The 12,825-nt window shown below is 71.9% G+C and carries 13 protein-coding genes; 7 read left to right on the top strand and 6 right to left on the bottom strand.

Features of this window, described 5'->3' with window-relative positions; genetic code table 11:
* Positions 1-191: 191 nt before the first annotated feature.
* Positions 192-761: a hypothetical protein gene (locus ABTZ99_RS11350; protein WP_498778619.1), complete on the bottom strand. Its 570-nt coding sequence runs from the start codon at positions 759-761 to the stop codon at positions 192-194.
* A gap of 112 nt (positions 762-873) precedes the next feature.
* Between ABTZ99_RS11350 and ABTZ99_RS11345 the strand changes: the two genes are divergently transcribed.
* Positions 874-1,308, top strand: a complete 435-nt coding sequence (locus ABTZ99_RS11345; protein ID WP_498778620.1) for an Hsp20/alpha crystallin family protein — start codon at positions 874-876, stop codon at positions 1,306-1,308.
* Between the two features lie 234 nt (positions 1,309-1,542).
* Positions 1,543-2,067 (top strand): DUF6886 family protein, encoded by a 525-nt coding sequence (locus ABTZ99_RS11340; protein ID WP_499610506.1) that lies wholly within the window; start codon positions 1,543-1,545, stop codon positions 2,065-2,067.
* Between the two features lie 65 nt (positions 2,068-2,132).
* On the opposite strand, the gene ABTZ99_RS11335 is transcribed toward ABTZ99_RS11340, so the two are convergent.
* Positions 2,133-2,960: an NmrA family NAD(P)-binding protein gene (locus ABTZ99_RS11335; protein ID WP_499610504.1), complete on the bottom strand. Its 828-nt coding sequence runs from the start codon at positions 2,958-2,960 to the stop codon at positions 2,133-2,135.
* A 199-nt stretch (positions 2,961-3,159) separates the two neighbouring features.
* On the opposite strand from ABTZ99_RS11335, the gene ABTZ99_RS11330 reads away from it, so the two are divergent.
* From ABTZ99_RS11330 to ABTZ99_RS11310, 5 genes are all read left to right on the top strand, one after another.
* Positions 3,160-3,801 (top strand): HAD family hydrolase, encoded by a 642-nt coding sequence (locus tag ABTZ99_RS11330; protein ID WP_499610502.1) that lies wholly within the window; start codon positions 3,160-3,162, stop codon positions 3,799-3,801.
* Positions 3,798-4,805 (top strand): phosphotransferase family protein, encoded by a 1,008-nt coding sequence (locus ABTZ99_RS11325; protein ID WP_499610499.1) that lies wholly within the window; start codon positions 3,798-3,800, stop codon positions 4,803-4,805. Before ABTZ99_RS11330 ends, ABTZ99_RS11325 begins: the two co-directional genes overlap by 4 nt.
* The gene (locus tag ABTZ99_RS11320; RefSeq protein WP_498778626.1) at positions 4,805-6,016 is read left to right on the top strand and encodes an acyl-CoA dehydrogenase family protein; all 1,212 of its coding nucleotides are present in this window, start codon (positions 4,805-4,807) and stop codon (positions 6,014-6,016) included. Before ABTZ99_RS11325 ends, ABTZ99_RS11320 begins: the two co-directional genes overlap by 1 nt.
* A 3-nt stretch (positions 6,017-6,019) precedes the next feature.
* Positions 6,020-6,454, top strand: a complete 435-nt coding sequence (locus ABTZ99_RS11315; RefSeq protein ID WP_499610496.1) for a winged helix-turn-helix transcriptional regulator — start codon at positions 6,020-6,022, stop codon at positions 6,452-6,454.
* A 390-nt stretch (positions 6,455-6,844) separates the two neighbouring features.
* On the top strand, positions 6,845-7,666 hold the full coding sequence (locus tag ABTZ99_RS11310) for an SDR family NAD(P)-dependent oxidoreductase (RefSeq protein WP_499610493.1): 822 nt from the start codon (positions 6,845-6,847) through the stop codon (positions 7,664-7,666).
* Here ABTZ99_RS11310 and nikE read toward each other — a convergent pair.
* From nikE to ABTZ99_RS11290, 4 genes are read right to left on the bottom strand one after another with little or no spacing between them, the layout of a single operon-like run.
* The gene (gene nikE, locus ABTZ99_RS11305; protein ID WP_499610490.1) at positions 7,621-9,210 is read right to left on the bottom strand and encodes a nickel ABC transporter ATP-binding protein NikE; all 1,590 of its coding nucleotides are present in this window, start codon (positions 9,208-9,210) and stop codon (positions 7,621-7,623) included. The genes ABTZ99_RS11310 and nikE overlap by 46 nt on opposite strands.
* Complete coding sequence (locus ABTZ99_RS11300) at positions 9,207-10,091, bottom strand: ABC transporter permease (RefSeq protein ID WP_499610487.1); 885 nt, start codon at positions 10,089-10,091, stop codon at positions 9,207-9,209. Before ABTZ99_RS11300 ends, nikE begins: the two co-directional genes overlap by 4 nt.
* Complete coding sequence (locus ABTZ99_RS11295) at positions 10,088-11,044, bottom strand: ABC transporter permease (RefSeq protein ID WP_498778631.1); 957 nt, start codon at positions 11,042-11,044, stop codon at positions 10,088-10,090. Before ABTZ99_RS11295 ends, ABTZ99_RS11300 begins: the two co-directional genes overlap by 4 nt.
* Positions 11,041-12,786, bottom strand: a complete 1,746-nt coding sequence (locus ABTZ99_RS11290; protein WP_499610513.1) for an ABC transporter substrate-binding protein — start codon at positions 12,784-12,786, stop codon at positions 11,041-11,043. Before ABTZ99_RS11290 ends, ABTZ99_RS11295 begins: the two co-directional genes overlap by 4 nt.
* Between the last annotated feature and the right edge of the window lie 39 nt (positions 12,787-12,825).

Here is a 12,825-nt window from a genome sequence, read left to right as displayed (position 1 = left end):
CTTCGGGGCGCTCCCCCCCCCCCCCCCGCCCGGGCCCCCCCGGAGGGGTCGGCCGACCCCTCCACGGCGTCCGGCGGGCGGCACGAGCGCTGCGGGTGACGGCCGGTCGTCCGCCCCTGACGGCAGCCACCGGCCGATGTCAGGGGCGGCCAGTGGTCGCCACGTGGTGGTCAGCGGAGGTCAGGTGGTGGTCACTGGTTGTCGCGGAGCATCTGGTTGTCCCGCAGTGTCTGGGTGTCGCGTCGCACCTCCTCCGCCTGGTCGCCGACGGCCTGGATCTCCTGGGCCAGCTCCGGGTGACTGGTCCGCATCCTGCTCAGCGCCGCCATCAACGGCTCCAGCAGCGCCACGGCGTCGTCGGCCGCCAGCGCCTCGCGCACCACGACGTCCATCCGGCCGACCTGACCGGCCAGGCTGCGCAACGACGCCGCGTTGTCCCGGGCCCACTGCGACACCGCGCGGTCGGCCGCCCGCCGGTCCCGCTCGGCACGCACCCGGCCCTCGGCCGTCGCGCCCAGGTCGGACGGGCGCAGCCGCAGGTACCGGCGCTCCGCCGCCTGTCTGCTGGCCACCCCGAGCGCGGGCGCCAGCTCGGCCCAGCTGGTGCCCAACTCGCGTGCTGCGGCGATCAGCTGCGGTTCCCATCCGGCCAGCTCGTCGCGCAAGCGCCGCAGGAGGACCAGTGCGGACAGCACCTGCCCCGCACTGAGGTCTTCCCCGGTCGCCGCCGCTCGGACGGTCTCGTAATCCCCGATCGCCATGACGTCAACTTACCGACGACATCTGGTCTTGTCAACCGGATGACGACGTGGTACAACTGAATCGCAGCGCAATCACCAGCGCATTGACCACGTAGACCAGGAGGTGTTCCCGATGTTGATGCGCACGGACCCGTTCCGGGAGCTGGACCGGCTGGCGCAGCAGTTCTTCAGCGGGCCGGGCACCTGGTCGCGGCCGACGCCCATGCCGATGGACGCCTACCGCGCCGGGGACCAGTTCGTGGTGGAGTTCGACCTGCCCGGTGTCACGCCGGACGCCATCGACCTCGATGTCGAGCGCAACGTGCTCACCGTCAAGGCCGAGCGTCGCCCCAACCGCACCGACGACGTCGAGATGCAGCTGTCGGAACGACCGCTGGGCGTGTTCTCGCGCCAACTGTTCCTCGGTGACTCGCTCGACGTCGACCGGATCAAGGCGGACTACGACTCCGGCGTGCTGACGCTGCGCATCCCGATCGCGGAGAAGGCGAAGCCGCGCAAGATCGCCATCGGCCAGACCGACGACGCCCCGAAGGAGATCAACGCCTGACACGTCGACGCCGTCGGATACCGGATGTGCGCCGGGTCTACGGCAGGTAGGCCCGGCGCACGTCGTCCACCGACCACGACTTCACCCACACCACCGCACTGAGCCGACGGATCCACCGACGCGGTGCCGCCGCAACGCGGTCGACCGCCCGGTCAATCGCCGGCCCGGTAATCGGCGTGGCATCGGCGGAAATCGGTGGATCGTGCCGACCGGCATCCGACAGGATCGCCGACCATGCGACCGGCACAGGGGGAAGTGCTGCACTTCTCCGAAGACCCCGCGATCACCCGGTTCGAGCCGCACGTCGCCGCCACCGCCCGGCAACCCGAGGCGTACGTGTGGGCCGTGGACCAGGCACGGTCGCCCGACTACTGGTTCCCGCGCCAGTGCCCGCGCGCACTGACGTGGGTCGAACCCACCACCAGCGCCGAGGACCGGGCGTGGCTGGGCGCCGAGCGGGTCCACGCGATCGAGTACGGCTGGCTGCGCCGGATGCAGACCACCCGCCTCTACGCCTACCGGTTCGACGCCGGGGCATTCCGGCCGTTCGGTGAACCGACCAACGCCCACGTGGCCACCGAACCGGTCGAACCGCTCGGCGCGCCCGAAGCGGTCGGAGACCTGCTCGCGTTGCACGAGGACGCGGGCATCGAGCTGCGGCTGATGGCCAACCTGTGGCCGTTCTGGCGGCGGGTGGTCGCGAGCACGCTCGGGTTCAGCGGGATCCGGCTGCGCAACGCCCTGCCCGAACCGGACTGACGAACGCGCGGCCACCACCACCGGACCGGCGCGAACTGGACTGCCATCAGCACGACTGCCGCAGCTCAGCGGAAGTCGGCGGCGTGGTCGCGTGCCCACCGGTCGAACGTCAGGCCGGGCCGACCCAGCACCTGCTCGACGTCCGGCGACACCCAGCTGTTGCCCTCGGGATGACGGCCCATCTCCAGGAACCACTCGGCCACCACGGCCGGGTAGACGTCACGCCACAGCTCACGGGCCTGGGCCGGGGTCAGCTCCACGAACCGCACGTCACGGCCGATCGCCTCACCGATCATCCGCACCGCGTCCCGCCGACGCACGGGGGCCGGCCCGGTCGGCTGGTAGGTCCGGCCCCCGTGCCCGTCCTCCACCAGCGCCGTCACCGCGATCGCCGCGATGTCGTCCTCGTGCACCATCGCGCTGTGCCAATCACCGAACGGCGCTCGCACGACACCCTCGTCGCGGATCGACGGCGCCCACTCCCTCGTGTTCGCCATCAACTCGCCCGGGAACAGGTGCGTCCACTCCATCCCGGAGGCCTCGATCGCCCGGTGGAACACCCGGTGCCACGACTCCAGCGGATCGTCGTCGGACCGGCTCGGGTCGTTGTGCCCGAGATGCGTCACCCGCCGCACCCCGGCGCCCACCAGCGCGTCCACGATGGCCGGGCCGTCGCCTTCCATCGACACCAGGTGCACCCGTTCCACCCCGCGCAACGCCGCCGACAGCGACGCCGGGTCGGTGAAGTCGCCGGCCACCACCTCGACGGCCGCGGGCAGCCGAGCAGCCGCCGGATCACGGGTCAACGCCCGGACCGACCGCCCCGCGTCGAGCAGTCGACGCACCACGCATCGTCCGACGGTGCCGGTCGCACCGGTGACCAGAATCGGCATTGCTTCCTCCGGACAAGACAAGAAGGCACGACTCATAAGCCCTGGTGAGGACCATGGGGAGCACGGTTCGATCGCCGAGTCGGACGATGCCGAAACAAATGCCGAATTGTCAAACACGAACACGCTGTTCACGTTTTCCGGAAATGGGGGACAACGACGCGGGGTTGCCCACATACCGACCGGTCGGTACCCTCGCGACGTGGACGAACGGCGCATCGACGCGGTGGTGTTGGACTGGGGTGGCGTGCTCACGGTCTCCGTGCCCGCCTTCATCGAGGACTGGCTGACTTCGGAGAACATCGACCGGGACCACTACCGCCGGACCATGCGGGACTGGATGGGCCGCGACGCGCTGCCCGACAGCCCGGTGGCCCGACTGGAGACCGGCGAACTCGGGACCGGCGAGTTCGAAGCGCTTCTGGCCGCCGAACTCACCACCCTCGACGGACGCGAGGTGGCGTCGAAGGGCCTGCTGCGCCGCATGTTCGGCAGCGCCCACCCCGACCCGAAGATGGTCGACCTGGTCCGCGAACTGCGCGCCGACGGTCTGCGGACCGTGCTGCTGTCCAACAGCTGGGGCGAGGGCTACCCCGAAGAGCTGCTGCTCGAGCTGTTCGACACGATCGTGATCAGCGGGCGGATCGGGCTGCGCAAGCCCGACCCGCGCATCTTCCAGCACACGCTGGACCAGATCGGCCTGCCCGCCGAACGGTGCGTGTTCTTCGACGACGCGCCGGTCAACGTCGACGCGGCGCAGGCGGTCGGCCTGCACGCCCACCGGCACACCGACGCCGACACGACCCGTGCGGTGATCGCCCAGCTCAGGGGAGTCGCCGCATGACCGAACTACCGGGCCTGGACCTCGACCGGCTCGCCGCGCACCTGGGCACCGGCCCGTTGACCGGCGACCTGATCCCCGGCGGACGGTCCAACCTGACCTACCGCGTCACCGATGGCCACGAGCGCTGGGTGCTGCGCCGCCCGCCGCTGGGCCACGTGCTGGCCACCGCGCACGACATGTCCCGCGAACACCGGGTGATCAAGGCCCTGGCCGACACCGCCGTGCCCGTGCCGCGCGTCGAGCTGCTGTGCGAGGACACCGACGTCATCGGCGCGCCGTTCTACCTGATGGAAGAGGTGCCCGGGGTGGCGCTGCGGCACCGCGACCAGTGCCCCTGGCTCACCCCGGACAAGGCGCGCACCCTGTCCGAACGGCTGGTCGACGTGCTCGCCGACCTGCACGCCGTCGACCCGAAGGAGGTCGGCCTGGGCGACTTCGGCCGACCGGACGGCTTCCTCAAGCGCCAGGTCGCCCGCTGGGGCAAGCAGCTCGACGCCTCCCGCAGCCGTGAGCTGCCCGGCATCGACGAGCTGCGCGACCGGCTCGCCGACAGCGTCCCCGACTCCGCCCGCGCCACGATCGTGCACGGCGACTACCGGCTGGACAACGTCCTGGTCACCGAGGACCCGCTGGACATCAGCGCGGTGCTGGACTGGGAGATGGCCACGCTGGGAGACCCGCTCGCCGACGTCGGCCTGCTGTGCGTGTACTGGAACGGCATCGGCGCGCGCGAGGACGACCCGATCACCGGCACCGTGCCGACGCTGCCCGGGTTCGCCGGCACCGACGAGCTGGTGCGCCGCTACGCCGAGCGCAGCGGCGCCGACACCGGCGGACTGGCCTGGTACACGGCGTTCGCCTACTTCAAGCTCGCCGTGATCCTCGAAGGCATCCACTTCCGCTTCACCCACGGCCAGACCGTGGGAGCGGGGTTCGACCAGATCGGCCAACTCACCCTGCCGCTGGTGCGCCAGGGACTCGCCGCGAGCTCAGGGGAGCACTGATGGACTTCGCCTACGACGCCAAGACCGAGGAACTGCGCGAGAAGCTGCTGCGGTTCATGGACGAGTTCGTCTACCCCGCCGAGCCGGTCGCCGAACGGCAGCTGGCCGACGCCGCGGACCCGTGGGCGCGCCCGCCGGTGTTGGAGGAGCTGAAGGCGGAGGCGCGCAGGCAGGGCCTGTGGAACCTGTTCCTGCCCGACCCCGAGCACGGCGGCGGCCTGACCAACCTGCAGTACGCGCCGCTGGCCGAGATCACCGGCCGCAGCCCGCACCTGGCGCCCGAGGCGCTCAACTGCGCCGCGCCGGACACCGGGAACATGGAGGTGCTGGCGATGTTCGGCACCGAGCAGCAGAAGAAGCAGTGGCTGCGGCCCCTGCTGGACGGCGAGATCCGGTCGGCGTTCTGCATGACCGAGCCGGACGTCGCGTCCTCCGACGCCACCAACATCGCCACCAGCATCACCCGCGACGGCGACGAGTACGTCGTCAACGGCACCAAGTGGTGGTCGTCGGGCGCGATGAACCCCAACTGCGCGATCTTCATCGTGATGGGCAAGACCGACCCGGACGCCGAACGGCACCGCCAGCAGGCCATGATCCTGGTGCCGCGCGACACGCCGGGCGTGCACGTCAAGCGCGGCATGCACGTGTTCGGCTACACCGACGCCTCCCACGGCGGGCACGCCGAGATCGTCTTCGACAACGTCCGCGTGCCGGCCGACAACCTGATCGCCGGCGAGGGCGAGGGCTTCGCGATCGCCCAGGCCCGTCTCGGTCCCGGCCGCATCCACCACTGCATGCGGCTGATCGGTATCGCCGAGCGCGCGCTGGAACTGCTGTGCCGCCGCGCGATCTCGCGCGTCGCGTTCGGGCAGCCGATCGCGCGCCAGGGTGTCGTGCAGGAGTGGATCGCCGAGTCGCGGGTGCGGATCGAGCAGGCCAGGCTGCTGGTGCTCAAGACGGCGTGGCTGATGGACACCGTCGGCAACAAGGGCGCGCACACCGAGATCCAGGCCATCAAGATCGGCACGCCGCTCATGGCCGAGTGGGTGCTGGACAAGGCGATCCAGGCGCACGGCGCGGGCGGCGTGAGCCAGGACTTCCCGCTGGCCGAGCTGTGGGCCGCGGCGCGGACCCTGCGCCTGGCCGACGGCCCCGACGAAGTGCACCGGATGTCGTTGGCGAAGCGGGAGCTCAAGCGGTATTTGTGACTGGTGAGCGACTTCGACGTGTTCCTCGCCGACTGCCCCGCCCGCACGACCCTGGAGGTCGTCGGGCACACCTGGTCGGTGGTGGTCGTCGTCGCGCTGGGCGACGGGCCGCTGCGGTACGGGGAGCTGCTGGACCGGATCGGCGGCATCAGCAACAAGATGCTCACCCAGACCCTGGCCCGGCTGCGGGGCAACGGGCTGCTGACGAGCGTGGACGGGTGGCACGACCTGACCGACCTGGGCCGGTCGCTGCTCACACCCGTCCGCGCGCTCGCGGCGTGGGCCGAGGAGCACACCGGCGAGCTGCTCGACGCCCGGCGGGACGCCGACGTGGACGCGGGCGTAGACGCGGGCGTGGATGCCGACGTGCTCGACGCGGGGCACCAGGCCCCGCCACGGGACGAACCGCTCGACGTGCGGCGGCACGCGGTGCGATAGCAGGGCGGCAGCACGTAGTGCGGCGGGCGCGAGGGCGGCGGGGTCCGTGGGCGGGTAGGCAGGCGGCCGGTGTCCGATGTCCCGAGGCCCGGGGTGGTGGTCCCGGGGGATGTTCAGGGACGGGGTCTACCGGGGCGTCCCGAGGGCGAGTGTCCCGGCGCGACTGTTCTGAGGCGAGTGTCCCGAGGCGGCCTCCGGTGAGCTGGCGGGCCATGGGTTGGTTGCCGGCCTCGTTGTTTCAACCGACGTTCGAGTTCAATGATAACGCCGTATTCTTTGAAGGTCGCGAGCAGGTTCACCCGTTCGTGCACGACACGGGGCGTGAAAGCGCAGGTCAGAGCGATACGTGAGGAACCGATCGGTTCCTGGACCTGCGCGATCATGGCCGACATGACCCGCATCTCCGTCGTCACCGGCGCCAACCAGGGCCTGGGTTTCGCCCTCGCCGAAGGCCTCGCGCACCGCGCCGCCCCGTCCGACGTCGTCTACCTCACCGGCCGCAACGCCGGTCGGGTCGCGGACGCCGCCGCCCGCATCGACCACGCCGCGATCCGCACCCACGTGCTGGACGTCAGCGACGGCCACGCCGTCGCCGCCTTCGCCGACGACCTGCGCGAACGGCACGGTGGGGTGGACGTCATGCTCTCCAACGCCGCCGCCAGGCTCACCCCCGGCGCGCCGTGGGGCGACCAGGTCGGACCCTTCGTCGCCACCAACAACCTCGGCACCACCCACGTGCTGCGCGCGTTCACCCCACTGCTGCGCCCCGGCGGCGCGCTGCTGGTCGTGGCCAGCTCCTTCGGCACCGTGCGCCAACTGCCCCACCACCTGCACGAGCACTTCGCCGCACGGTCGCTCGACGACGTCGACGCCACGATGCTCGCCTGGCGCGACGCCGTGCTCGACGGCACCGCGGCCGCCCAGGGCTGGCCGGACTGGATCAACATCCCGTCCAAGGTCGGCCAGGTCGCCGCCGTGCGCGCGGTGGCCGCCGAACGCCGCGACGCCGACTCGGCCACCGGCACGCTGATCGCCGCCGTCTGCCCCGGCCTGGTCGACACCGACGCCTCCCGCCCGTGGTTCTCCGACATGAGCGGCGCGGCCAGTCCGGCCGAGGCGGCGAAGCCGTTGCTCGACCTGGCGCTCGGCGCGCGCCGCCCGGAGCACTACGGCGAGCTGGTCCAGTTCGGCCGGGTGTTGCGCTGGTCGTGAGGCACGGCCGCGAGCAGGGTGCGCGTGTAGTCGTGCCGCGGTGACAGCAGCACCTGCTCCACCGTGCCCTGCTCCACCAGCTCGCCCCGGTACATCACCGCGACCCGGTCGGCGATCGTCCACGCCAGACCGAGGTCGTGGGTGATCACCAGCGCCGCCAGGCCCAGCTCACGGCGCAGCCGCAGCAGCAGCGCCAGGATCTCCCCGCGCACGGAGGCGTCCAGCGACGCCACCGGCTCGTCGGCCACCAGCAGCCGCGGGCCCAGCGCCAACGCGCCCGCGATCACCACGCGTTGGCGCTGGCCGCCGGACAGCTCGTGCGGCAACGACGGGAAGAACAGCTCCGGCGGCCGCAGCTCGGCCTGCGACAACGCCTCGGCGACCCGCGCGGACTCGTCGCCGGGCACCCGGTGGATGCGCAGGCCCTCCGCGACCGCCTCGTACACCGAGTGCCGGGGGTTCAGCGCGCTCGTCGGGTCCTGCAGCACCAGCTGCACCTGCCGCCGGTACGCGCGCAGACCCGCCGCCGACCGGGGGAGTTCGACGCCCTCGAACAGCACCCGGCCCGCGGTCGGCTGCTGCAGTCCCAGCAACGTGCGGGCCAACGTCGTCTTGCCCGAGCCCGACTGGCCGACCAGCGCGACGATCTCCCCGGCCCGCACCTCCAGGTCGACCCCGGCCACGGCCTGCGTCGCGCCGAACGACACCCGCACGCCCTCCGCCCGCAGCAGCACCGGCCCGTCCGGGGCGACCTCCGACGGCGTCACGTGCCTCGACGCCGGATCGCCCACGGTCGGGAACGCCGCCGCCAACGCCTGCGTGTGCGGGTGGGTCGGCGCCGCGATCACCTCCCGCGCCGGCCCCTCCTCCACGACCTGCCCGTGCCGCATCACGGCCAGCCGGTCGCACGTCGAGGCCAGCACGGACAGGTCGTGGCTGATCATCACCAGCCCGATCCCGCGCTCGGCCACCAGCCGCTTGAGCACGTCGAGCACCTGCGCCTGCACCACGACGTCCAGCGCCGTGGTCGGCTCGTCGGCGATGACCAGGCGCGGCTCGCACGCCAACGCCATCGCGATCATCACCCGCTGCTTCTGCCCGCCCGACAGCTCGTGCGGGTAGGCCCGCGCCGCCCGCGCCGGCAACTCCACCTGGTCCAGCAGCGCCGACACCGACCCGGTCACGCCGTGCAGCCGCATCGGCTCGGCGATCTGCTCCCCCACCCGGTGCACCGGGTTCAACGCGTGCATCGCGCCCTGGAACACCACCGACGCCGCAGCCCACCGCACCGCCCGCAGCCGGCCCCACGACATCCCCTGCACGTCCTCGCCGTCGAGCAGCACCTGGCCCTCGACGCGGGCGTTGCGCGGCAGCAACCGCAGCACCGACATCGCCACCGTCGACTTCCCGCAGCCCGACTCCCCCGCCAACCCCAGCGTGCGCCCCGCCTCCAGCGCCAGCGACACCGACCGCACCGCGGTCGCCTCGCCGCGCGCGGTCCGGTAGTGCACGCTCAAGTCGCGCAACTCCAGCAGGCTGCTCACCGCTCCCCCTTCAGCCGCGGGTTGAGCACCGTCTCCAAGGCCCGCCCGCACAGCGTGAACGCCAGCACCACGCACACCACGCCCAGACCCGGCGGCACCAGGAACCACCACGCCCGCTGCGACACCGCGCCGTGCATGTTCGCCGCGTGCAGCAGCGACCCCCACGACACCAGCGTCGGGTCGCCCAACCCCAGGAACGACAGGGTCGACTCCGCCACGATCGCGCTGGCCACCGTCAACGTCGTGTTCACGAACACCAGCGGCAGCACGGCGGGCAGCACGTGCCGCCCGATCACGTGCCCGTGGCCGCCGCCCAACGCGCGGGACCGCTCGATGAACGGCCGCGCCTCCACCGCCAGCGTCTGCGCCCGCACCAGCCGCGCCGTCGCCGGCCACGACGTCACCCCGATCGCCAGCACGATCGTGCCGAGCCCGCGCGGCAGCACGGTCGACAGCGCGATCGCCAGCACCAGCGACGGCAGCACCAGGAAGAAGTCGGTGAACCGCATCAGCACCGCCGACAGCCACCCGCCGAAGTGCGCCGCCGCGATCCCGACCACGGTGCCGATCAGCACCGACAACACCGTGGCCGCGAGGCCCACGACCAGCGAGATCCGGGTGCCCCACCAGGTCAGCAGCAGCACCGAACGCCCGTTGTGGTCCGTGCCCAGCCAGTGCTCCGAGGACGGCGGCTCCCACGGCCGCGCGGTCACCCGCGTCACGTCCAGCCCCGACGCGTCGGTCACCCACGGCGCCAGCACCGCCAGCACCGCGATCACCGCCAACCCGATCAGCCCCACGAGGCCGCCGCGCTGGGAGGCGAACTCCCGCCACGTCGCCCGCGCCGCGGCCCGCCGCCGCTGCCACGCGATCGTCGTCACGACGCACGCACCCGCGGGTCCAGGACCCGGTACAGCAGGTCCGCGAACACGTTCATGGTGATCACCGCTCCCGCCAGCACCACGAACGTGCCCTGCAGCAGCGGCAGGTCCGGGCCGGTCAGCGCCTCGTAGGTCAACAGCCCCAGCCCCGGCCAGGAGAACACCGTCTCCACCGTGATCGCGCCCGACACCACCAGCCCCAGGTGCAGGAACACCAGGGTCACGGTCGGCAGCAGCGCGTTGGGCACCGCGTGCCGCCGCCGCACCAGGTCGTCGCGCAACCCCTTCGCCCGCGCCGTGGTCAGGTAGTCGGCGTGCATCTCCTCCAGCAACGACGACCGCATCACCAGCAGGTACTGCGCGTAGACCACGGCGATCATGGTCAGGCACGGCAGCACCATGTGGTGGGCCACGTCGACCGCCTGCGACAGGAAGTCCGGCGGCGTGTCCGGGTAGCGCATGCCGCCGCTGGGGAACAGGTCGCCGGTCGCCAGCGACAGCAGCATGCCCAGCCAGAACGTCGGCATCGCCCACTGCGCCAGCGCCAGCCCGGTGGAGATCCGGTCCGACCGCGACCCGCGCCGCCACGCGCCCCGGATGCCCAGCCACAGCCCGATCACCACGGCCAGCACGGTCGACGTGCCGGTCAGCAGCACGGTCGGCCACAGCCGTTCGCCGATCAGCTCCAGCACCGGCCTGCTGTAGACGTAGGAGGTGCCGAAGTCGCCGCGCAGCGCCGCGGTCAGGTAGTCGAGGAACTGCTCGTCCAACGGCTTGTCCACGCCCAGCCGCGCGCGCAGCTCGGCGAGCTGGTCGCCGGTCACCGGCCGGCCGCGCGTCATCGCGACCACCGGGTCGCCGGGGATCACCCGGAACAGCAGGAACCCCAGCGCCACCACGAACAGCAGGCTGACCAGCGCGCCGCCGACCTTGCCCGCCAGGTGCCGGATCACTCGCGGTCCTCCGCGCGCAGCCCGCGCCGCCGGCCGATCAGCCACGCGCCGCCGACCAGCACGATCAACGCGCCGCCGACCACGCCGAGCACCAGGCCCGTGCCGGACCCGGTCGGCTCCCCGGTCGGCGCGACCGGCGTCGCGCCGTAGTAGCCCCACACGCCGTTCTGGGCCATGATCACGCCGCCCGGGTCGGGCTGCACGGGGAACGAGGCGAACTTGTCGCTGCGGTAGGCCTCCAGCGCGTTGTCGTAGCCCAGCACCACGGCCGGCACCTGGTCGTAGAACCGCTGCTGCATCTGCCGCACGAGCTCGCGCCGCTTCGCCGGGTCGAACTCGGCGCGCTGGCGCGCGTAGAGCGCGTCGTACTCGGGGTCGCAGAAGAACGTGTCGGTGGTGCCGCCCTTGCCGTCGGCGTTGGGCCGCTGGCCGCACGTGTGCAGCGACAGGATGAAGTCCGGGTCCGCGTTGGTGCCCCACCCGGAGAACACCAGGTCGAACGTCCCGGCCGTGCTGGACTCGTTGAGCTGGTTGTCCGACACGATCTGCACGTCGACCACGATGCCCAGGTCGGCCAGCGACCGCTTGACGAACTCGCCGGCCTGCTCGTCGTAGGCGCGGCTCGCGTGCCCGAGCAGCCGCAGCTCCATCCGCCTGCCCTGCGGCGAGACGCGGATGCCGTCCGCGCCGCGCGCGTAGCCCGCCCGGTCCAGGTCGGCGTTGGCCGCGGCCGGGTCGTAGGGGTGCGCCTGCTCCGGCGTGAAGTGGTAGTCGCCGAACACCGGCGGGATCGGGCCGGTGCCGCGCTGCGCGTAGCCGCCGTTGACCTTGGCGATGATCCCGTCCAGGTCCAGCGACTTGGCGATCGCCCGGCGCACCACCACGTCCTTCAACGCCGGGTGGCCGTCGCCGATCGGCTCGCCGGTGCGCGTCGCCGCACCCGAGTTGATCACGATCTCGTTGAAGCGGCGGCCCTGCGCCTGGTTGCGCGTGATGCCTTCCTTGTCCTTGAGCGAGTCGAACTGCGCCGGCCCCATCCGGTTGACCAGGTCGACCTCGCCCTTGCCCAGCGCCTGCACCGCGGCGTCGGAGGTCTTGTAGTAGGTGAACGTCAGCTCGTCGTACTTGGGCGCGCCGCGCCAGTAGTCCTTGTTCGCCTTGAACCGGATGAACTCGTTGGCCCGGTACTCGGTCAGGATGAACGGCCCGCTGCCCACCACGGGGGTCTGGTCGTTGCGGTACTCGCCGATGTCGGTGACCTTCGACCACACGTGCGCGGGCACGATCGGCACGTCCAGCGCCAGCATCGTCGCCTGCGGCTGCTTGGTCTTGACCACCAGCGTGCGGTCGTCGGTCGCGGTCACCGACTCGAAGTCGGCGGTGAAGCTGCCGTTGGCCGTGGCGGCGGTCTCGTCGCGCATCATCAGGTCGTAGGTGAACGCCACGTCCTTGGCGGTGATCGGCTGCCCGTCGGACCACTTCTTGCCCTCGGGCACGTGGAAGGTCCACGTCAGCCGGTCCTCGGAGGACTCCCACCGGTCGGCCAGGCCCTCCACCGGGCGCTGGTCCTTCACGTCGTAGGCGGTCAGGTAGTCGTACATCAGCCTGCCGACCTCGGTGCCCGCCTGGAAGACTGACAGGAACGGGTTGAGCGAATCCACCTGCTGGGTGATCGCCACCCTCAAGGTCACCGCCTGTTGCGCCTGCGCCGGTGTCGGCGCGAGCACTACCACCATCGTCATCGCCGCCGTGACCGCGCCGAACCGTCGGATACCCACAGT

It is taken from the genome of Actinosynnema sp. NPDC002837 (genome assembly GCF_040295345.1).
Classification (GTDB): domain Bacteria; phylum Actinomycetota; class Actinomycetes; order Mycobacteriales; family Pseudonocardiaceae; genus Actinosynnema.
The sequence above is the reverse complement of the archived record's forward strand: the minus strand, read 5'-3'. Positions and strand labels throughout refer to the sequence as shown.

Coding starts and splice junctions, on each gene's coding strand:
- ABTZ99_RS11345 (WP_498778620.1), top strand. CDS start 874: ATGTTGATGCGCACGGACCCGTTCCGGGAGCTGGACCGGCTGGCGCAG.
- ABTZ99_RS11350 (WP_498778619.1), bottom strand. CDS start 761: ATGGCGATCGGGGATTACGAGACCGTCCGAGCGGCGGCGACCGGGGAA.
- ABTZ99_RS11290 (WP_499610513.1), bottom strand. CDS start 12,786: ATGACGATGGTGGTAGTGCTCGCGCCGACACCGGCGCAGGCGCAACAG.
- ABTZ99_RS11325 (WP_499610499.1), top strand. CDS start 3,798: ATGACCGAACTACCGGGCCTGGACCTCGACCGGCTCGCCGCGCACCTG.
- ABTZ99_RS11310 (WP_499610493.1), top strand. CDS start 6,845: ATGACCCGCATCTCCGTCGTCACCGGCGCCAACCAGGGCCTGGGTTTC.
- ABTZ99_RS11340 (WP_499610506.1), top strand. CDS start 1,543: ATGCGACCGGCACAGGGGGAAGTGCTGCACTTCTCCGAAGACCCCGCG.
- ABTZ99_RS11335 (WP_499610504.1), bottom strand. CDS start 2,960: ATGCCGATTCTGGTCACCGGTGCGACCGGCACCGTCGGACGATGCGTG.
- ABTZ99_RS11320 (WP_498778626.1), top strand. CDS start 4,805: ATGGACTTCGCCTACGACGCCAAGACCGAGGAACTGCGCGAGAAGCTG.